The organism is Faecalibaculum rodentium (assembly GCF_001564455.1).
Taxonomy (GTDB): domain Bacteria; phylum Bacillota_I; class Bacilli_A; order Erysipelotrichales; family Erysipelotrichaceae; genus Faecalibaculum; species Faecalibaculum rodentium.
The window spans coordinates 330772-351358 of the sequence record NZ_CP011391.1 but is presented as its reverse complement, the minus strand read 5'-3'; the positions used below and the strand labels follow the sequence as shown (position 1 = coordinate 351358).

The 20587-nt window shown below is 55.6% G+C and carries 19 protein-coding genes and 1 tRNA gene; 11 read left to right on the top strand and 9 right to left on the bottom strand.

Translation table 11 applies throughout. From position 1 onward, the window contains the following. Nucleotides 1-343 precede the first annotated feature (343 nt). Complete coding sequence (locus tag aalo17_RS01635; protein ID WP_067554723.1) at nt 344-856, bottom strand: ECF transporter S component; 513 nt, start codon at nt 854-856, stop codon at nt 344-346. Nucleotides 857-952: 96 nt separating this feature from the next. On the opposite strand from aalo17_RS01635, the gene aalo17_RS01630 reads away from it, so the two are divergent. Together aalo17_RS01630 and aalo17_RS01620 are read left to right on the top strand one after the other, a co-directional pair. After that, complete coding sequence (locus tag aalo17_RS01630; protein ID WP_067554720.1) at nt 953-2263, top strand: aminotransferase-like domain-containing protein; 1311 nt, start codon at nt 953-955, stop codon at nt 2261-2263. A gap of 448 nt (nt 2264-2711) precedes the next feature. After that, complete coding sequence (locus aalo17_RS01620) at nt 2712-3743, top strand: 3-deoxy-7-phosphoheptulonate synthase (RefSeq protein WP_067554715.1); 1032 nt, start codon at nt 2712-2714, stop codon at nt 3741-3743. Nucleotides 3744-3937: 194 nt separating this feature from the next. Here the strand turns inward: aalo17_RS01620 and aalo17_RS01615 are convergent, their stop codons facing one another. Next, on the bottom strand, nt 3938-4423 hold the full coding sequence (locus aalo17_RS01615; protein WP_067554712.1) for a hypothetical protein: 486 nt from the start codon (nt 4421-4423) through the stop codon (nt 3938-3940). Nucleotides 4424-4703: 280 nt separating this feature from the next. Here aalo17_RS01615 and aalo17_RS01610 point away from each other — a divergent pair, with 280 nt between their 5' ends. The 5 genes from aalo17_RS01610 (at nt 4704) to aalo17_RS01590 (ending at nt 10357) form a co-directional block, all read left to right on the top strand. Then, nucleotides 4704-6080, top strand: coding sequence for an MATE family efflux transporter (locus aalo17_RS01610; RefSeq protein ID WP_236940496.1), 1377 nt, complete (start codon nt 4704-4706; stop codon nt 6078-6080). A 310-nt stretch (nt 6081-6390) separates the two neighbouring features. Beyond that, complete coding sequence (locus aalo17_RS01605) at nt 6391-8277, top strand: BMP family ABC transporter substrate-binding protein (protein ID WP_067554709.1); 1887 nt, start codon at nt 6391-6393, stop codon at nt 8275-8277. After that, complete coding sequence (locus tag aalo17_RS01600; RefSeq protein WP_067554706.1) at nt 8274-8936, top strand: metallophosphoesterase family protein; 663 nt, start codon at nt 8274-8276, stop codon at nt 8934-8936. The genes aalo17_RS01605 and aalo17_RS01600 overlap by 4 nt, the downstream gene beginning before the upstream one ends. Nucleotides 8937-9138: 202 nt before the next feature. Beyond that, nucleotides 9139-9813, top strand: a complete 675-nt coding sequence (locus tag aalo17_RS01595) for a DUF4230 domain-containing protein (RefSeq protein WP_067554703.1) — start codon at nt 9139-9141, stop codon at nt 9811-9813. Beyond that, nucleotides 9800-10357 carry a DUF4230 domain-containing protein gene (locus aalo17_RS01590; RefSeq protein ID WP_067554700.1) on the top strand — a complete coding sequence of 186 codons (558 nt, stop codon included), beginning with the start codon at nt 9800-9802 and terminating at the stop codon, nt 10355-10357. Before aalo17_RS01595 ends, aalo17_RS01590 begins: the two co-directional genes overlap by 14 nt. Before the next feature lie 139 nt (nt 10358-10496). Here aalo17_RS01590 and aalo17_RS01585 read toward each other — a convergent pair whose 3' ends face one another. The 6 genes from aalo17_RS01585 to aalo17_RS01560 all read right to left on the bottom strand — a co-directional run bounded on the left by aalo17_RS01585 (nt 10497) and on the right by aalo17_RS01560 (nt 14958). Next, nucleotides 10497-11543 carry a zinc-dependent peptidase gene (locus tag aalo17_RS01585; protein WP_067554697.1) on the bottom strand — a complete coding sequence of 349 codons (1047 nt, stop codon included), beginning with the start codon at nt 11541-11543 and terminating at the stop codon, nt 10497-10499. Nucleotides 11544-11628: 85 nt separating this feature from the next. Next, complete coding sequence (locus aalo17_RS01580; RefSeq protein WP_067554694.1) at nt 11629-12240, bottom strand: glycerol-3-phosphate acyltransferase; 612 nt, start codon at nt 12238-12240, stop codon at nt 11629-11631. Between the two features lie 48 nt (nt 12241-12288). After that, complete coding sequence (locus aalo17_RS01575; protein ID WP_067554691.1) at nt 12289-13128, bottom strand: RluA family pseudouridine synthase; 840 nt, start codon at nt 13126-13128, stop codon at nt 12289-12291. Nucleotides 13129-13225: 97 nt separating this feature from the next. Next, a tRNA-Pro gene (locus aalo17_RS01570) sits at nt 13226-13302 on the bottom strand. A gap of 146 nt (nt 13303-13448) precedes the next feature. Further along, complete coding sequence (locus tag aalo17_RS01565; protein WP_145907423.1) at nt 13449-13940, bottom strand: hypothetical protein; 492 nt, start codon at nt 13938-13940, stop codon at nt 13449-13451. 118 nt (nt 13941-14058) lie between these two features. Continuing rightward, complete coding sequence (locus aalo17_RS01560) at nt 14059-14958, bottom strand: 3-hydroxyacyl-CoA dehydrogenase NAD-binding domain-containing protein (protein ID WP_067554685.1); 900 nt, start codon at nt 14956-14958, stop codon at nt 14059-14061. A gap of 304 nt (nt 14959-15262) precedes the next feature. Between aalo17_RS01560 and aalo17_RS01550 the strand changes: the two genes are divergently transcribed. The 3 genes from aalo17_RS01550 to aalo17_RS01540 are packed head-to-tail and all read left to right on the top strand — an operon-like array spanning nt 15263 to nt 17766. Next, a complete protein-coding gene (locus aalo17_RS01550) occupies nt 15263-15922 on the top strand; it encodes an HAD family hydrolase (protein ID WP_067554678.1) in 660 nt (219 codons plus the stop codon). A gap of 36 nt (nt 15923-15958) precedes the next feature. Further along, complete coding sequence (locus aalo17_RS01545; protein ID WP_067554675.1) at nt 15959-16822, top strand: transketolase; 864 nt, start codon at nt 15959-15961, stop codon at nt 16820-16822. Continuing rightward, on the top strand, nt 16819-17766 hold the full coding sequence (locus aalo17_RS01540; RefSeq protein WP_067554672.1) for a transketolase family protein: 948 nt from the start codon (nt 16819-16821) through the stop codon (nt 17764-17766). Before aalo17_RS01545 ends, aalo17_RS01540 begins: the two co-directional genes overlap by 4 nt. A 153-nt stretch (nt 17767-17919) precedes the next feature. Here aalo17_RS01540 and aalo17_RS01535 read toward each other — a convergent pair whose 3' ends face one another. Beyond that, on the bottom strand, nt 17920-18717 hold the full coding sequence (locus aalo17_RS01535) for an SDR family NAD(P)-dependent oxidoreductase (RefSeq protein WP_067554669.1): 798 nt from the start codon (nt 18715-18717) through the stop codon (nt 17920-17922). 394 nt (nt 18718-19111) lie between these two features. Here aalo17_RS01535 and aalo17_RS01530 point away from each other — a divergent pair, with 394 nt between their 5' ends. Continuing rightward, complete coding sequence (locus aalo17_RS01530) at nt 19112-20464, top strand: IS110 family RNA-guided transposase (RefSeq protein ID WP_067554667.1); 1353 nt, start codon at nt 19112-19114, stop codon at nt 20462-20464. Nucleotides 20465-20587: the final 123 nt, after the last annotated feature.

Genomic DNA, 20587 nt, shown 5'->3' with positions numbered 1-20587 from the left:
TTTGTCAATAGGATTTCAAAAAAAATCTGAGCGTTTAAGATGACGAATCAACCTCGGATTCGTATCATGGAATCAGAAAGCAAGATGTTCAGCTTTCATCCTTCCTCCTATTGAGCATATCTGAGATCAGGCGCGACGGCGCCTTTTCTCATGATTTGCGCAACAGACAACCCGTCATTCTCACAGACTGGCGGGTTGTTTGCGTAAAAGCTGCCCGAATATCAGCCGGAAACAGCCGGTTTTTCTGTTTCTGGAAAAACTGTACCCAGTTTTGTACCCAGAACGTCTGCAGGCACTGCCGTTTTCAGGAGTTTCTGTACAGTCTGTTGCTGGTTCAGATGGCTCAGACTGTCGAATGTGCCCGGCTTCTCGCCAGAGAGCGCCGGATCAGCGGACAGGCCACAATCGCGATGGCCACACCGGCAGCGGACTGCAGAATGTTTTCCGGAATACCGGCTGCAGCCACCATCATGTTCCCTTTCAGGTACCACTTTGCCAGAAAGTATCCCGTCACCATGATCACGGACCCCAGCAGATAAGCCGGGATCCTGGCCTTCTCGCCATACCGGCGGATCAGGCAGCTGACGGCCACGGCTTCCAGGCCTTTGATCAGCAGCGTCGGAAAGAAATAATAGGCATAGCCACCGGCCACATCTGCCAGGGCAGACCCCAGCCCCCCGGCCAGGAAACTGAGGCCGGGACTCAGGAAAGATGCAAACAGCAGGACAAAGCCGTCACCAAGATTGAAATATCCATCCAGGGCATTGGGGATTTTGATATACATCGTGGCCACAAACACAAGCGCCATGCCAAGGGCCGTCAGGACCATATCCTGGATCGTTATGTTCTGTTTCATACAGGGTACCTCCATGTCAGGGATGATACCCCTCTTCTGTCACCGAAAAAACAGACAGATTTTGTATATTTTCAGGGGACAGTTTATGCTTATGGCATGAAACACACCAAAAAGTACCTGCAGCTGTATGACACGCTGTATCACGACATACAAAGCGGGGCGCTTCAGCCGGGACAGCGGCTGCCCTCCATCCGGGAACTCGTCCGGCGCAGCGGCCTCTCCCAGACCACCGTCGAACATACTCTTGCGCTTCTGCAGGAGGAAGGGCTGGTCCGCACTGTCCCTCAGTCCGGCTGCTTTGTAAGCGACATCGTGCCTCGGAACCCCGCCCGGCAGACTGCACCCCGGTCCCCGGCGCCTGTACCTGTACCCCTCTGGAATCTGCAGACCAACACCATCCACCCCGAATTGTTTGACATGAAGCTCTGGAAACGCTGTCTGAGGGAAACACTGGAAGACAGTGACGGCCTTGCCAGTTACGGAGACAGCCGGGGGGATCGTCCCCTGCGCACGGCACTGACGGACTATCTCTACCGCCTTCGAAGACTGCGCACAGATCCTGATTCCATCCTGGTTGGTCCGAGTTACCAGACCCTGCTGTTCATTCTCACCACCCTTGTCGGGCCCCGGCAGACCGTGGCCATGGAACACCATGCACCTGTTCTCGCCCGACAGGCCTTTGAACAGGCGGGATGGACCATCCTGGAACTGGAAAGCGATGCAGATGGACCGCTGCCAGAGGAACTGAAAAAGCCCTTTGACTGTCTGTACCTGACCACAGCCTGTACCGGAACGAAAAAAAAGGCCCTGCGCGCCAGACAGGACCTGTACCGGAATCTGTTCGTGATCGAGGACGACTACAACGGCGAACTCACCTATGTCTCGGGAGCCCGCAACGCCCTGTCCAGCAGGCTGCCGCAGTCGGTCTACATCGGATCGTTTTCCCGGGTGCTTCTTCCCTCCATCCGGCTGTCGTGCATGGTGCTGCCGCCCTGGCTGATGAAACGATTCGATCCCGGACTCTATGCACCCATGGCCTCCCGGATCGAGCAGTTGGCCCTGGCCCGTTACATCTCTTCCGGCGGACTGGAACGGCATGTCCGACGGCTGAACCGCCAGTACAGGCACCGCTGTCAGACTGCACTGTCCATCCTGGAGGGATATCCCGTCCTGCTGGATGAAGCCTATCTCTGTGTGGAGATAGCCGGCTGGACCCTCCCGCCGGAATTCGGATGCACCCGCACTGCCTCAGGAATCCGGCTGTCCTTTGCGTCTGTGGCCCTGGACAGACTGGAACCGGCTTTTCTCGCCGTGCGGGATGCCCTTGAGCCACTGGATGGTACAGGCCGGCTGTCGTCCGGCGTCGAGTTCCAGACAGGCGAAACTGGGGGGCATGCAGTTGGCTGAATGCCGGATATTGCCCGGATCCACCACCAGCACCCCTTCCAGTTCCAGACACCAGGCCACATAACCGCCTGTCCGCAGGAGCACATCGCAGTGCAGGGCTGCAGCCTGGCGGGCCATGTCCATCAGCCCTGGTCGCTCCGGAGCGACCAGGATCCGGTGTCCCTCCAGATTCAGGATGCTGCCGGGGGCAGCCATGCACCATTCGGGCTGCAGCGGCTGCCAGGGACCGGACTGCAGATACAGGGTCCCTCCGGCAGTATCCTGTCCCAGTTCTTTCATGCAGCCAGGTTCCTGCAGATCTCCGGCTGCGGCAATGATTCTCATGCCTTCAGTGTACACACTCAATTATCTTATGTCCCAGAATACAATCGCAGGCAAAAAACCAGAGCTTTGACCGGCATGATATAATGCGCAGGTACACAAATATCACCAGGGAAGGAGTCATGTCATGTCATTCACCATTCACCAGGAGCTGCCCTCTCCGGATGTCCTCAAGGAGCTCTATCCTCTCTCACCCGCACTGGCGGCTCAGAAAGCTGTGCGGGATCAGGAACTGCGGGATATCTTCGAGGGCCGCAGCGACAAATTCATCCTCATTGTCGGCCCCTGCTCGGCAGACAGCGAAGACAGTGTGACGGAGTATGTCCGCCGCCTGAAGGACGTGAACGAAAAAGTCCAGGACAAGCTGTTCATCATCCCCCGGGTCTATACAAACAAACCCCGCACCACGGGTGAAGGCTACAAAGGCATGCTGCATCAGCCGGATCCCAACAGCAAACCCGACCTGCTTTCCGGCATCGTCTCGATCCGCAGGATGCACCTGCGCATCCTGGAAGAGACCGGTCTGTCCGCCGCGGATGAAATGCTGTATCCCAGCAACCGGGACTACTTTGACGATGTCCTGGCCTATGAAGCCGTGGGTGCGCGGTCGGTGGAGAACCAGCAGCATCGTCTGGTGGCATCCGGAGCGGACATTCCCGTCGGGATGAAAAACCCCACTTCCGGGGATCTGTCTGTGATGATCAATTCCGTCATCGCCGCCCAGGCCCCCCAGAGCTTCATTCACCGGATGTTCCACGTCTCCACACCGGGCAATCCGCTGACTCATACCATTCTTCGCGGGGGTGTGGACAAGCTGGGGAATGCCATTCCCAACTACCACTACGAAGACCTGAAGCGCCTGCAGCGGGAATATAAAAAGACCAGTCTGGCCAATCCGGCGGTGATCGTGGACTGCAATCACTACAATTCCGGAAAACAATACAGGGAACAGATCCGGATCGCCAAGGAAGTCATGCACTCCCGCAAATATGACCCGGAGATCCGGAAACTGGTGAAGGGCCTCATGATCGAGTCCTATCTCAAGGAAGGCCGACAGGACATCTGCGAGAACTACGAACCGGGGCTGTCCATCACCGACCCCTGCCTGGGATGGGAAGATACCGAACAGCTGATTTACGACATTTACGAGTCTCTCTGACAGATGCCGGTGGCAGGCTGACCAGCCCGATGGTGTCTGGCAGGCGGCTCTCCCGGCTTTGCCGGCGATATCAAATGCCCGAAACTGGATTCAGTCCCGGGCATTTTTTCATTGTATTGACTTGTAATCCCTGTCCGGTTCCGGTCTCTGTCCGTGACCGCTCCGGTCCACCGGCGGAACAGATCCAAAGCCGCTTATACGAAATACGTGAAGTTCACGCTCGCAGCACGGTTGTCCAGCAGGTCTGCGGGAGCCGACAGTTCATTGGACAATACACACTGCATACCCGCTGCCTCCTCTGCATCCAGATCGCGCAGATTGTTCAGCAGCAGCCAGGTGCTCTTCATTTCCCTTTCGAATTCCCTGGGCAGCAGATCGGAAAATGCACCCATGATCTTTCGCTTGAATCCCTTGGGAGCATCCGGGTCATACGCCAGGTCTGTGTCAATGATGTCGCCAATGATGTATTCGTATTCACCGTAATCGCCTTCATAAGCCAGGATGGCCTGGTTGAATCGGTCGGCGAGGCGGGGATCCGCTTCTGCATCTGTGCAGAATGCCACTCGTCCCAGGGGATCCTTTGCCGCACTCGTTCTGTACATTTCTGCGATCTCCTTTGCGGTCTTGCCTCCTGCATCTACCAGACGGATAAAGATCCCGATTTCGTTGTTGTCTAACATACTGCACCTTCCTTTAAATCTGTACCACTGCATGATAGCACAGGTTGTGAAAAGATTCACCTGTCCGCGTCTTATTTTCTGCCCTCTCCTGCCGATGGCCGCTCAGCCCTCAGGCAGGGACCTGCCTGATCCCTGCATCCTGCTACAGGCAGCAACCACAGTAAATCCGGGAACATTGGCACGAAAGCCCGTTCTCCAATCCCGGACTGAGGTGTAAAATGAAAGAGAAAGAAAGCCCGACGGCTCTTTTTTTTGGCCCGGGAAGAAAGGAGCGAAGGATTTGAACGAAAACAAAATGGGTGTCCAGCCGGTGAACCGGCTGCTGGTTTCCATGTCTGTGCCCATGATGGTCTCCATGCTGGTGCAGGCGCTGTACAACGTGGTGGACTCGATCTTCGTGGCGAGTCTCAGTGAGGACGCCCTGACGGCGGTGTCCCTGGCATTTCCCTGGCAGAACCTGATGATTGCCGTGGGGGTGGGAACGGGCGTGGGTGTGAATGCCTGGCTCTCCCGGTGTCTGGGGGAAAAAGACCAGAGATCGGCGAATTCGACGGCCGAAAACGGCATTTTCCTGGCGATGACCAGCTACCTGGTGTTTGCGGTAACGGGTATGCTGATTTCCCGGCCATTTTTCACCCTGCAGACTTCTTCCGCTGTCATTGCAGAAGAAGGATTCCAGTATATGTGGATCGTGTCGGTATTCGGCATCGGTCTGTTTCTGCAGACAATGAATGAAAAGATCCTCGCCTCCACCGGCCGGACGAATCTCACGATGGTCAGCCAGCTGGCAGGAGCCGCCATCAACATTGTGCTGGATCCCATCATGATCTTCGGGCTGTTCGGCTTCCCGGCACTGGGTGTGGCGGGCGCCGCCATTGCCACAGTCACGGGGCAGATCATCGGCGGCCTCCTGGGGGTGTGGTTCAACAGCCGCCTAAACCGGGAGATCCAGATCCGGTTTCGGGGTTTCCGGCCTGACCGGGGAATCATCGGGCACATTTACAGTGTGGGTCTGCCGTCCATCATTCTGCAGTCCATCGGCAGCATCATGACCTTCTCCATGAACCAGATCCTGATATCATTCTCCACCACCGCGGCGGCGGTCCTCGGGGTTTATTTCAAGCTCCAGAGCTTTGTCTTCATGCCCATTTTCGGGCTGAACAACGGCATGGTGCCGATCGTGGCCTACAACTACGGGGCGGCGAAGCCGGTGCGGATCATGAAGACCCTGAAGCTGGCCATCGCCTATGCCCTGTCGATCATGGGTGTCGGACTGCTGCTGTTTCAGCTGCTGCCGGGCACGTTCCTGGATCTGTTCCAGGCCAGCGACAATATGAAATCCATTGGCATTCCGGCGCTGCGCATCATCTCCCTGTGCTTTGTGCCCGCGGGATTCGGGATCATCTGCGGTTCCTTTTTCCAGGCCATGGGCCATGGCATGATTGCCATGTGGGTGTCTATTGTGCGGCAGCTCGGGGCACTGATTCCCCTGGCGTGGCTGCTGTCGAGAACCGGCCAGCTGAACCTGGTATGGCTGGCGTTCCCGCTGGCGGAAATCGTGGCAGTCGTGATCACGACCTTCGGTCTGCGGCGGGTCATCCGCACCCAGATCCGGCCTCTGTACGGAAAACAGCCTCAGGATCCCGGAACAGCCTGAATCTTTCATTCAATCCCCCGTTCTGCCGGGTATCCAGGTTCTTCCGGGAACCGGTCAGCCACTGCAGAACGGGGATTTCTGTATCCGGATATTGCGGGATTACAACGGTGCTGATCAAGCGCAAACCTTCTGCGAATATGTCGGATACCGCCGGTCAAAACGGGATGGTCATAGTCACAGACCCGTCCCTAAAGACCGAACTCTGTCAGGCTGTCTTCCGTCTTTTGGGCAGTGGTGGTTCATACCGCCTCATGCAGCGGACGATATAGCATAAAATGATAAAAAGAGAAACAAAAAAAGGAGGACCTGTATGTCCCTTGAAGTATATGAACAGGCACGGAAAATCGGCCTGCGGTGTGTCAAAACCCGCGCGGCGGAGGGCCTGGATCCCTACCTGCCGGCTCTGGAGGACGAAAAACTGAAGATCCTGAAAACCCAGGAACTGCCGGTCACTGCCATTCCCCTGGACCGCGTCACGGGCACACGCACGCGCGGACGCACGAATTCCTTTGCGGCGGATTTCATGCCCCTGCTCGAGCCTGCGAGCGAGTTCGCCGGAAAATGGACGCGTCTGTATGAAGCTCAGCTGGAGGAAGGCATCCGGGAGCCGATCCTGTGCGTCGAATACCTCGGACATTTCTATGTCCAGGAAGGAAACAAGCGGGTCTCGGTCCTGAAATACCTGAAGGCGCCTGAGATCATGGCCAAAGTCACCCGGCTGATTCCGGAAAACGATCATTCTCCGGAAATGGAGGCCTACTTCGAATCCCTGGAGGCGCAGGCAAAAACCGGCGCGTCCTATCTGCACTTCGTCACCCCCGGCAGCTGGAAGCGGCTGGACTTTGTTCTGGGCGCAGATGACGAGCCCTGGAGCGAAAAAATGCGGGAGGATGTCCGGTCTGCCTGGAACCGCTTCTCACAGATCTTCCTGAAGCTGGGCGGCAGCCAGCTGCAGATCCCGGCCGGAGATGCCTTCCTGCTGTTTCTGGAGATCTACGGCCTGAAGGACTTTGACGACATTGGCAACGGTGAGCTCGAGCGGCAGATCCGCAAAGTCTGGGCGGATTTCTCCGTCTGGCCGGAAAAACCGAGGGCGACGGTGGAAACCGACACAGAGGAGGACCGCAAGTCCCTGCTCTCCCGGCTCTACGGTGAACCCCGGGCTGCATTCATTTACCGGCGGGATCCGGAAACCAGTGCCTGGACCAGACATCACGAACAGGGCCGGGCCTACCTGAACCGGGAAATGCCGGAGGTGGACACCAGGGCGTGGTTCGAGGTGAACACCCCGGAGCAGGAAATGGCGGCGATGGAGGAAGCCGTGAAGAAAGGCTATGACGTCATTTTCACCACCAGTCCGGAAATGCTGCGCTCCAGCATCCGCTTTGGCGCGGCCCATCCGGAGATCAAGATGTTCAACTGCAGCCTCAACACGCTGACCGGCCACATCCGGACGTATTTCGGGCGCCGGTATGAATCTCAGTTCCTGTCGGGGCTCATTGCGGGTATCCTGACGGTTTCGGGGCACATCGGCTACCTCGCGGATTATCCCATTTACGGAAACATTGCCAGCCTGAACGCCTTTGCCCTGGGTGCGCTGATGACCAACCCCGAAGCGCGGGTCTACCTCGACTGGTCCACCACCAAGGAAAGTGCAGGGCACATTCCGCGGGATACGGACCTGGTCTTCATTGCGGGCATCGATTTTGACCCCAATGTGATCACGAGCCGGGAATTCGGGCTGTACGACCTGCGGGAGGGAAAATTCGTGAAAGTCACCTACGATCTCGAGTACTGGGGACAGTTCTACACCAAGATGATGCAGCGGATCCGCAACCGCCGGTGGTATGAGGAACACGGCGAGGCCGGGCAGTCTGTCAATTACTGGTGGGGGGTCTCCAATGGCATGATTGACCTGGAGATGACAAAAGTGGTTCCCGAACAGACCCGGCGCCTGATCGGCATTGTCCGGGAAAACCTGCGGCACGGGCTGCGTCCCTTCCGGGATGAACTCCGGGACCAGGAGGGGCAGATCCGGTGCCGCCAGGGAGAAACACTGAGTACAGAGCAGCTCATGGACATGGACTGGCTGCTGTCGAACATCATCGGCTCCATTCCGGGGCTGGATGACTTCACGGACGAAGCCACAGGCGTGATTCGCACCCATGGCATTTCCCGGGTAAAGGAGTCCGCATGAAGAAACTCAGGGTCCTGGTGCTCTCGGATGAAATCGACCGGGCCCTGTACGATCACTTTGACCGCTCGATGCTGCAGGACATTGACATGATCATTTCCTGCGGCGATCTCCCCGCCCGGTACCTGACATTTCTCGCCACAATGTTCAACGGACCCGTCCTGTATGTCTGCGGGAACCATGACGAGAAATACGTCACAAACCCTCCCGAGGGGTGCATCTGCATCGAAGACGAGATCTACGAATACCAGGGGATCCGGTTCCTGGGCCTGGGGGGCAGCCGCCGGTACAAAAAGGGGCCGTTTCAGTACACCGAAGTCCAGATGGAGAAGCGGATCCACAAACTGTGGTATCCGCTGTGGCGGAAAAAAGGATTCGATGTGCTGGTCACACATTCTCCTGCCAAAGACCACGGAGACGGCAAAGGTGCCCATGAAGGGTTCCCTTGTTTCAACCGCCTGATTGAAAAGTACCGTCCTTCCTGGTTCTTTTACGGCCACATGCACCTGAGCTATGACGCCAACACCCCCCGGGTGTCCAGGCTCGGTGATACGTCCACCGTAAATGCCTTCGGCAAGTATGTTGTGGAAGTCGAGGTGCCGGAAAACGGAGATACACACCGGTCTGCCGATGGTGACGGAGGCAGTCAGCTGGAGCAGTAACCGGACCGGGACAGACAGAATCATAGAGACCGGATCATACGGATGCAGTGAAGAGCTGCATCCTTTTTTGTGTATATTCTTCATTTGAAAGCCCTTGCAGCCCAATTTCTGCTCGTTATACTCAAAGGTGATAGTTGGAAAGGCTGAAAATTATGAATGAAGAAAAAACAGACATGATAAAGCAAAATCCTTTGGCAGGTCCTTGTGGAAGGGACTGAAAAAGCTCCCGACCGCCGTGAACATCTGTCTGCTGATTGCAGTCCTTGCTGTCGTGGTTTACTGCGGCTACAGAGTCAACCGGTTTGTGGTGGGCAGGCCGCCGGAAACCGCAATGGAAGTCAAGTCTTCTCTCCAGTCACTGGAAAACGCCAGCTCCCTGCGGGTCATGAACACGCCGTACTCCGCAGTAGCCACTGTGTACCAGGACAAAGAACAGAAAAAGCCCCTGTATCATGTCTGGTACAACGGAATCATCAAAATGAATACAGATTTCAGCGAAATCCAGGTGGAAGGAAACGAGGAAAGCAGGGAACTGGTCGTGACGATGCGGCCAGTCCAGCTGGAATATGAACTGCTGGATGGATTCAAATATCTTCCTGAAGCACCGAATAACGAGAAAGGATTCGTGGAAGCCAGAAAAGCTGCAGAAGCCGACCTGAAAAAACGGGTGCTCAAGGATGTCAACCTCAACGAGACAGCCAATGAAAACGCCAGGACAATTCTGAAAGAGTTCACGGAGTCCATTACAGGCGGCGAATATCATGTCACGGTGGTCACAGAAGCACCGGCAACGGCCTCGTCTGCAGAAACAAAAACGGGCGATAAATCCGATACAGAGAAACCGGAACAGGAGGCACCATCTGATGAAAAAAAGTAAAATCGTTCTTCTGGCGGTTCTCATCTTCTCGGGCTGCGCCCGGGTGCAGCCTGACCCGGAACCGGCAGCTGTCTGCTCTGCCGGAAGTCTGACCGTAATGAAAATGGGCTTTCATACGGTCGCGAGTTGCGACAAAAACCGCGGGGACGGCCTGTCATCCCTCTTCAAGAAAGCCCGGAAGTACTGGCAGGAATATGACGGGACTGTGGAGGTCAGCTACTCCCTGAAGGAAAGCGGCGTGTCCAAAACCGGCGAAACATTCAACATCACCGTTCCTGACCCTGAAATTACTGTTCACATCGATACAAAGAACGCCAAAGACCCCTATGTCACCGAAGATGCCTGGCTGGTCAAAAATCCCATCACCCCCGAGGAACAGGAGCAGATGTTCAAAGATGCGAAATTGGAGATGCTGGATTCCATTCAAAATGACCAGGACCTGATAAAGCGCGCAAAGCAGCGCTACAAAGAGCTCCTGTCCTCCTATATTGCGAGCATCGGCAGGCAGCATGACCGGGAGTACAAAGTTGTATTTGTGGAATAGAGCAGGCACAAAAGCTTCATGCATACCATGAAAACGGGAACCCGTGCATTGTCTAATGCAGAGGGGTTCCCGTTTTTTTTATGGTTCTATTACCGGCTGCTGTATATCTGCCATCACCGGCACCTTCTGCTGCCTGGCCTCAGAAGTGCAGACTGGACAGATCCGGCCACTGTATGTCGGGCAGCTGCAGATCACGGAGCCACTGCTGCAGGTCAAATCCCTCCTGGGAAGAGGGGACTCCCTCTCCCGTGGGGCCAAAGAGCGCTTCAAGCACACCATACAGTTCCGGACTCTTCTGCTGCAGAAGTCCCGGATCCATGATGTACAGGGACCCGGCTTCGGCGAAAAATTCGCTGATGTCGGTGGCGCCGTAGGCGGAAATCAGGGCAGGCTGCGATTCATAGATCCGACGCACAGTTTCCGTATACTCGCTGTCGGCATTTTTCTGCGTAATGTCATGCTCGAAGTCGAAGCAGTGGGTCAGCTCATGGGCTGTGGTGGAAGGCTCCAGGCTCTCGAGGCGCAGAAACACTTCCTCATCATGGTTGCTCTCCAGCAGTCCGGTTCCGTTGTCGGTATAGGAATAGGTGGAGAATCCCGCAACCAGCCCCCCCGCCTGGATGTTGTGTTCCGCCATGGCCCGGGTGAAGGCTGCATCGTCCAGGACCCGGATCACGTTGGTCTGCTGCAGCAGCCAGTCCGGCAGGCAGTAGACGTTTTCTTCCAGGATCTGCGCCGCCTCTTCCTGCGACACCGCTGCCTGGATCCCCACTTCCGGAAGTCCGTCACGCTGATCCGTGTAAGTGTATCCGTCAAGACTCACCTGCTGTTTCTGGACCGCTTCCTTCGCCTGGTCGAAGATCTGCCGGAACTGCTCGATGGAATGATCCGGCAGCATGTATTCATAGACGTAATATCCCGTCAAGCACAAAGCCGCAATGAGCAGACAGGCCCGGATAAAGCGCAGGAAGAACCCCAGCTTCGAATGCCGCAGCCCCGAGCGGAGAAAGTGGACGACGGCCCATAGCCCTCCGAAATACAGCCGCATATTCCGATCCAGCAGCAGATCACCAGGGTATCCGAAGTATTCCAGGATCCAGGGCAGTCCCCAGTAAATCAGGCTGAAGACCAGTGCCGTGCCGAGGATGGTGCCGAATGTGATGTGAAAAACAGCGTGTCGCTTCATGTGGCTCATTATGCCATTGCGCGTTCCACGTGTCCAATGCACAAAAGAAAAGGCGCCTTCTGTTCTGAAAACCGCCTGGAGAAATTCAGTTCTCTTTGCCGTTGTTCTCTTTGTTTTCCTGCGCCGGTTTCTCTTCTGCCTTGTCCAGGAGTGTTTTCCGGCTGTTGCGCAGGATCATCAGTGCCACCATGACCAGCGAAACAAAGAATGCTTCTCTGCCGCCCATCAGGCCGGTGCAGACCGAAAAAGTCAGGGAAATGACAGCCGCCCCCCACTTCAGGCCCATCTTGCATAGAACACAGATGCCGCCTGTCAGCAGGGACAGGATTCCCCAGACAGGGGCATACAGCACATAGGTGACAGCCAGGACAGCCACACCCTTTCCGCCCTGGAATTCGCGCCAGAAGGGATAACAATGGCCGATGGCTGCACCCAGTCCCGCATAAAGGGTGAGGATGTCGCCGGCGGCAGGAAAGAGCCAGCGGCAGATCACAATGGCCAGAACGGTTTTCATGCCGTCGCCCAGGAGCACCAGGGCTGCAGCCTTTGTCCCCAGGACGCGGCCTGTGTTGGCCATGCCCGGATTCCCCGATCCTTCTTCGTAGATGTTTTTCCCGGCTGCCCGCGCCACGATGGGGCTGAACAGAATGCAGCCAAAGACATAGCCAATGAAAAGAGACAGCAGTCGTGCTTCCATACAGGACCTCCCGGACCGGGCTGCCTGCAGCGCCGGTCAGATTTCATTCTATGGAGATGATACGCCGCAAAGAGCCAGAAAGTCGTCTGGAAGCCTTGCAGCGAGATCCAGCCGGTCGCCGGTGACAGGATGGCGGAGGGTGACGGCAGCGCAGTGCAGCATGGCTCTTCCTTCTGTGGCTGACGCTCCGGATTCACAGGAGGAACCATACAAAGGATCCTGGAGCAGCGGATGACCAGCTGATGCCATATGGGCCCGGATCTGATGCATGCGCCCATGCTCGATTTTCACGGAGACCAGTGTACCGCCGGGGATGGATCTGACCGGTGTTACATAGGTCAAGGCGCTTTTCCCATCCAGAGACGGGACCATTGTCCGGTCCTGCAGTTTGAGCGGAGTGCAGATGACCTGCGGCTGCACCTGTCCATGGCACAGGGCCAGATACCGTTTTTTCGTTTTTGTCAGGGACGGAACCCAGGAGGCCTTGCCGAATACCAGGATCCCGGAAGTGTCTTTATCCAGGCGTCCCTTGAGATACAAGGGATGACCCAGCGCAGCTTCCAGAACGCTCTGCATGGAATCCTGTTCATGCCCGGGGCTGGGATGAACCACCAGCCCGGCGGGTTTGTCCACCACCAGCAGCAGGGCATCTTCAAAGAGAATCCGGTACGGAACCGGATGCCGGTGGCTGCTTTCATGCAGCCAGAGAGACACGTCGTCTCCAGGTTTTACCGGGGTGACGGATCTGGCAGGAATCCCATTGACCAGAAGGCCTGCAGGCAGAAACTTCAGCCGGGAGATCTGGCGCCGGGATAGACCCGGTTGTCTGGCCAAAAGCTGTTCCACGGTCCCGTTCCTGTCTGCTGTGATATGAAGCCGTTCAGCCATGAATGCCTCCTTTCCGTGCCGTTCCCGAATCCGCGGCTGCCGCAGAATCCGGCGGAATATGAAAAAAAAGGAGACCGGAGTCTCCTGATTTTGCAAATGGTCGGGACGACAGGATTTGAACCTGCGACCCCTTGCACCCCATGCAAGTGCACTACCAAGCTGTGCTACGTCCCGATATCTGCCTGTTAGTTATACCACCCAAACGGGTCTGTGTCAAACATTCAGGCAGAATTTGAGCTGCATCCGGAAGGATCACTTCCGGTCAGCCGCACGGCAGGTCAGACGGTCACTCCACCATCTGATCCGTATCCTGCCACAAATCAGACGGCATCGGGGGATGCCATGACGGTCTGCACAAACTGACTGAAATACAGATTGCGCAGTTTGGCAAACTGCCGGTTCCCGGATATTGTCTCCAGAAGTGCCTGTTCGTTCACCGGCTGCCACACCCGGCGCAGCGCATTGTTCTTAGTCTGGCATTCGATGGAAAACAGATCCGGATACCTGGCCAGAATGCCAAATCCATCCAGGCTCAGTTCTTCCAGGATGATTCTGGCCGGAACTTCTTGTTGCCCATATCCCCTGGAGGTTCCTTCAAAGAAATCCGTGATGAACCATTCCTCAGCATTCTGCTGCAGACTCAGATGCATCTGTCCGCCATCTGCATACTGAATGATGCCGACTGTGACAGGGATCTCCTGGCAGGACCAGATGCAGCTCCGCTGCTCAAGACCGGGCCATACCGTTTTCTTCCGGATGGTGAACCCGTCCGGAAAAGCTTCGGCTGTTTTCAGAGACACCGTTTCCAGCATTTGTACTGTATTGAGAGCTGCCGGATCGGTCAGACTGGAGGCTGTCAACCTGTTTGTCTGATGGCAGGCGGCAAAACCGAAAATCCCGCCAGCCTGCAGCCAGTCTCACTGGACGCCATCAATCGCAGAATTTTTCTTTCCGGTCGATTTTCTCCGTCAGCATCCGTTCGATGTCCCTGTAATGGAACGGTGCCATCTCCTCCGGAATCGCCGCAAAATTATGCGCGATATTCCGGGCCGTCTCCAGACCGATGGTGTCCAGCATCCGGAACGGACCATAGGGAGCGCCGGCACCTTTCACCCATGCTTTGTCAATGTCTTTCACATCTCCGGTACCCGTCACCAGCAGGTCCATGGCGGAAAACAGGAACGGAACCAGCATGGAATTCAGCAGATACCCGCTGCGCTCCTTGCGCACAGCCACCGGATCCATGGAAATGGATCGGGCAAATGTCATCACTTCATCGAATACCTCCGGATCGGTCTTCGGCTGCGCCATGACTTCCGTCAGGTTGTTGCGCCAGATGTGGTTCGCAAAATGCAGCGCCAGATACCGTTCCGGACATCCGGTCATGTCCGCAAACATGGACGGCAGCAGGGTGCTGGAATTCGTGACCAGAATCTGGTCCTTCGTCAGCAGCGGTGCCATGGCCGCATACATCTCAGCCTTGGCCTTCGGGTCCTCGGACATGGATTCAATGACAATATCCGCGCCCGCCAGTGCTTTTTCCAGATTCAGCTCCAGATGAACGGATTCCAGGGCTCTTCGCGCCTTTTCCTTTGCCTTCTTTGTCGTGATGTCCGGTTCCTGCAGTCCGGCCGGCAGACGGGCGGGATCTCCATCGGCACGCTCGATATCTGCCATGATTTCCTCAAAGGCTTTCTTCAGCTTCGGCTTTGCGCGGTCAATGCTGGCAGGGGAACGCAGCCAGATCCAGGTATCGAGGCCGTGATATGCACAGACCAGGGCAATCTGGGATCCCAGCACACCGCCGCCGATCACAGTCACTTTGTTCATAGTAGAGTCCTCCTGTTATGGTTCAGAACTACCGTAAGGGTTTTCATGCCAATTGGGAACTGACAGAACCGGGAAACTGTCGAAAGCATTTGCTGACAGAAAAACCGGTGATCACTTCCACCACCACATCCACACATTCGCCCTCCGGCAGCGGGTTTCCGCCCGGCCAGCAGCGGACCAGGAAGCTGGCTGCCCGGTTGTGAAAGAACTCGCCTGCGCGACCTATTCCCTGTTTTGTCTCTTTGCGGTGAGTGCAGCCGGCCACTGAGGCATTTTGGTCTATAATGACTAGTGGAGGATTGTTATGACAAAAGCGATTATCTTCGATATGGACGGTGTCCTGGTGGATACAGAATCCTGGTTCCAGACACAGTTCAGGGACATGCTGCTCGACTGCGGTGTGGATGTATCGAAAGAGGAGATCCGGGTGCTGACTGGCTGTTCCATGGAACAGGAAGATGAATTCATCCAGGAAAAACTCGGCGTGGATGCCTATACCGCGGCGAGAATGAAAGACAAATGGATGGCAGCTCACCCCGTAAACTACGCCGATCAGGCAAGGCCCGGTCTGAAGAAGACTCTGCAGATCCTGCGGGATGCGGGATACAAAGTGGCCATTGCCAGTTCCTCGCCCATGCGGTTCATTGAACAGATGATCCGTGAATGCGGCCTGGAGAATATGTTTGACGTCGTGGTCTCCGGTCATGACCTGCCGAAGACCAAACCCGACCCGGCGATCTACCGCCTGGCTCTCGAAAAACTCGGAGTCCCTGCAGCGGATGCCGCAGCTGTGGAAGACAGCTTCTATGGGGTACAGGCCGCTAAGGGTGCGGGACTGTATGTCTTCGGTTTCCGTGATCCGTTCTCCAACCTTTCACTGGTGGAAGCGGATACAACAGTGGATGAGCTGCTCCAGGTTCCGGCTTTGCTGAAGGTGATGCCAGAGGGTTGCGGTTCATGTTAGAATTTGGTTCATAAACGGAAGGATACAAATAAAAAGATGACACCTGAAAGAGAACATCAGCTGAAGCTTGACGCCATCAGGGTGCGGGAAGGAATCCTGACCAGTACCCATGGTGCAAAGTCCGGTCATCCCGGAGGCAGTCTCTCGGCTGCAGATCTGTTCACATATCTCTATGATGAAGTGCTTGATGCCGATCCGGCCGATCCGCTGAAGGAAAACAGGGACCGGTTTGTGCTGTCCAAGGGCCACGTGACCCCCGGCTACTATTCGGCACTGGCTCTGAAGGGCTTCTTTCCTTTTGAAGACCTGAAAACATTCCGTCACAGCGGAAGCTATCTCCAGGGCCACCCGAACATGAACTCCGTCCCGGGCGTGGATATGTCTACCGGATCCCTGGGACAGGGCTGTTCCGTCGCCTGCGGCATGGCCAAGGGCGCCAAGATGCTCGGAAAGGATTTTGCGGTCTACACCCTCATGGGCGATGGCGAGATCGAGGAAGGCCAGATCTGGGAAGCCGCGATGTTTGCCGGCCACTACAAGCTGGACAACCTGTGCATGATCGTGGACATCAACGGCCTGCAGATCGACGGCCGCTGCAGCGAGGTCATGAACGCGCAGCCCATTGACAAAAAATTCGAGGCCTTCGGCGCGGATGTCACCGTCATTGACGGCCATGACTTCCACCAGCTGGAGCAGGCATTTGGCCGGTTCAACGAAAACAGGGGCCACGGCCGTCCGACGGTGATCCTCATGAACACCCTCAAGGGCAAGGGCGTGTCCTATATGGAAGACGCCTGCGGCTGGCACGGCAAGGGCCCGAACGCAGACGAATATGCCCTGGGCATGGCGGAACTGGCAGCAGCCAGGGAAGCGCTGGAAGCGGAAGGAGTGCAGGCATGAGTGATGTAAAGAAAATCGCGACCCGGGAAGGCTACGGCCAGGCCCTGGTGGAACTCGGTGCCCTGCACCCGGAGATCGTGGTCCTGGATGCCGACCTGGCAGGGGCCACAAAGACTTCCATGTTCCGGGACGCCTATCCCGACCGCTTCATCGAGTGCGGCATTGCCGAAGCCAATATGATGGACGTGGCCGCCGGCCTCTCCACCCTGGGCTTTGTGCCCTTCGCCAGCTCCTTTGCGATGTTTGCCGCAGGCCGTGCCTATGACATGGTCCGCAACTCCATCGGCTATCCGGGACTGAACGTGAAGGTGTGTGCCTCCCATGGCGGGATCTCCGTCGGTGAAGACGGTGCCAGTCACCAGATGAACGAGGACTTTGCGCTGATGCGCGTGATTCCCGGCATGACTGTGATGTGTCCTTCCGATTTCGTGGAAGCACAGAAAATGGTCAAGGCTGCCTACGAGCTGAACGGACCGGTCTACATCCGGTTCGGACGGGCTGCCACCCCGATCATTCACGATGAAGACTTCGATTTCCGGATCGGCCAGGCGGAAATGCTGCAGGACGGCACGGACGTGACGCTGATTGCCACCGGCATCGTGGTGCCCGAAGCCATGGAAGCCGCAAAGTCCCTGGCAGAAGAAGGCATTTCGGCACGTGTCCTGAACATGGCCACGATCAAGCCCCTGGACAAAGAGGCCGTGATCAAAGCCGCACAGGAAACCGGCCACATCGTCACGGTGGAAGAGCACTCCATCATTGGCGGTCTGGGTGAAGCCGTGGCTTCCGTGCTGGCGGAAGAGGCACCGGCCAGACTGCACCGCATCGGTGTGCGGGATGTATTCGGCCACTCGGGTCCGGCAGCGGTGCTGCTGCATGAATTCGGGCTGGATGCCGAAGGCATTGCGAAGGAAACCCGCAGGTTCCTGGAAAAACAGAAATAATCAAAAAACCATACGGAAGTCCATCCTGAAACCGGGTACGGACTTCCGTTTTTCTTTTGCCGTCTTTCATCCCGGACAAACAGGAGAAAAACCGGCTGCCGGGCTCTTGAAAGCCCTGAACAGCCGGTCTGTCCTCTGCTGAATGGATGATGGCTACCAGGTCCTGGAATTCAGTTCCCGGAACTGTGCCACCGTGGGAGAGTGCGTGTTGAGGCCGCCATCCACGGTCAGGATCTGCCCTGTCATATAATAGCTCTCGTCGCTTCCCAGGTACACACACAGGTGCCCGATGTCCTCCGGACGGCCGTATCTGGTCACGCAGATGTTGCTCAGATAGATCTTCTTCAGGACATCCGGGATCCGGGGTTCGTTCTGCGGTGTGACAATCAGACCCGGGCGCACGCAGTTGCAGCGGATGTTGTTCTTTCCATACTGCAGAGCGATGTCCTTTGTCAGCATATCCACGCCGGCTTTGGAAGCGGCATAGGCCGTTCCCTGCAGGTCACCGCCGCAGGCCGCCATGGATCCGATGTTGACAATGGATCCGCCATGTTCCTTCATGAACGGCAGGGCGCACTTGACGGCCCAGAACGTGCCGCGCAGGTTGCTGTCAAACACCTCATCCCACTGCTCCAGCGTGACTTCCTCCACCTGGCCGTCCTTCGGGCTGGCGTTGGCGGCGTTGTTGACCAGGATATCGATCCGGCCGTAGTCCCGGGCGGTGTCTTTCATCAGCGCTTCGATGGACTTTGTATCCATGAGGTCCATGAAGTGATAGGCTGCCTGTCCACCGGCATCCCGAATCTCCTGGACCACGGCTTCTCCCCGTTCCTGGCGGCGTCCGCAGATGATCACCTTTGCGCCTTCGGCAGCGTACAGCCTTGCAATGGCAATGCCGATGCCGCTGGTGGATCCCGTGACAATGGCCACTTTGTCTTTGAGTCGTTCCATATTCACAATTCTCCTTGTTTTCTGTCCACTGTACTGTATCACAACCCTGAAAGCGGTATCAAATTGACTTTTTCTGATTTTCTGGCAGACAAATGTGCAAAGAAACTTCATGGCTGAGTCAGCCACCTGCCATGGATGAAAACAGAAATAACATTTGAAAGGCTTCCCTCTATGATGTATTTAAGGGAAGCCTTTATTGCGCCGGTTTTAATTACAGACTATCTGCAAAGATTTAAAGCAGAGAAAGAAACTGCAAAACAGGGATGCCCACGAACCTGCCATAAGTCCCGTGAGGCTGTAAATTAAAGTGCAATCTGTCTTCATGACAGTGATGTCTTCAGTTCGCTCCATCCCTGACAAGGCTCCCTTACTTTTTTCAGAAAGGAGAACACCCGTGAACCATGTAGCTCAAACTGTTATTCCGGTTGCCGGTGGACTTGATGTCCATAAATCCTTTGTCGTCGCTGTGATCAAAAGCACCAGCGATCAGGGAACGGTCAATACGGTAAAAAAAAGGTTCTCGACCTTTCGTGCAGATCTGGAAGACCTGCGGGACTGGCTCCTGCAGAATGACTGCCATCATGTCTGCATGGAATCGACCGGAAAATACTGGATACCGGTCTATAACGTCCTTGAGACAGCCATGGATGAAGTGCGGGTCTGTAACCCTAAATGGCTGTCTCTGGTGAAAGGCGAGAAAGATGACAACAAGGATGCCGCACGTATCTGTGATCTGTATCGAAACGGGATGACAAAATCCAGTTATATCCCGAGCAAACAGATCCGCACTCTCAGAGAGCTTACACGTCTTCGACAAAAGTATGTGCAACAGCGGGCTTCGGACCATAACCGTCTGATCAATTGTCTCACTGTCAACAACTACAAACTGGACATGGTTTTCTCCAATGTCCGGGGAATATCGGCATCCCGTATCATCGATCTTATCTTATCAGGAGAATCATATACAGATGAAGATATTTTGAAATGTGTGTCGAAGCGGTGCAAAGCTTCACAGGAAGATATCCTCCGGGCCTGCCACGGACTCGAATTCGATAAATTCCAGAGAGAGAAACTGAAGATCATCCGGGACCATATAGATGAACTGACGAAAGAGATAGAAAAACTGGACCAGCTCATAGCAGAGGCTTGTGAAGATCATAAGGAGCCTATCGATTTACTGATGACGATACCTGGAGTCAGTGAAATAAGTGCCCGAAAGATCATCGCTGAGCTTGGAACGGAGATGGATCAGTTTGGGAAGGATTCACGTGTAGCCAAATGGGCAGGTCTGGCACCAGGAAGTGACGAATCAGCAGGAAAGATCCATTCCCGTCACATCACCAAGGGGGGCAAGCACCTTAAACCTGTTCTGATTGAAGTGGCATGGGCAGCTGTCAGATCCAAGAATCCATATTACCGCTGTAAATTTGAGATCCTGAGTTTGCGTCTGGGGAAGAAAAGAGCGATCGTCGCGATCGCCCGAAAAGTGATCGTATCGATCTTCCACATGTTTTCGGACATGAAGGAATGGCATCCCAAAGACTGTGATGACTGTTTTGTACCAAGAGGTCTCTCAGTCCAAAAGGAGTCCAGGAAACTGAATAAGACAGTCAGCACACTGAAGGCGATGGGGATGACAGAGCATCAGATCCTCAAAACGATAGCAAAAGGGTTTGATGATTCTGAGATCAAAGATGATGCGGGTAACAGTTATGATTCGATCACAGGAGAATACATAACAGCCTGAATTTATAAGCGATTTTTGGGGGAAAGGGGGTACTATGCCTTTTAATACAGTAGATGCTTAGTGGCTCTGGCAATTGTCAGCTTTGAACGCAAGATTGTTTTCAAATTAAAAACCGCAGTCCTG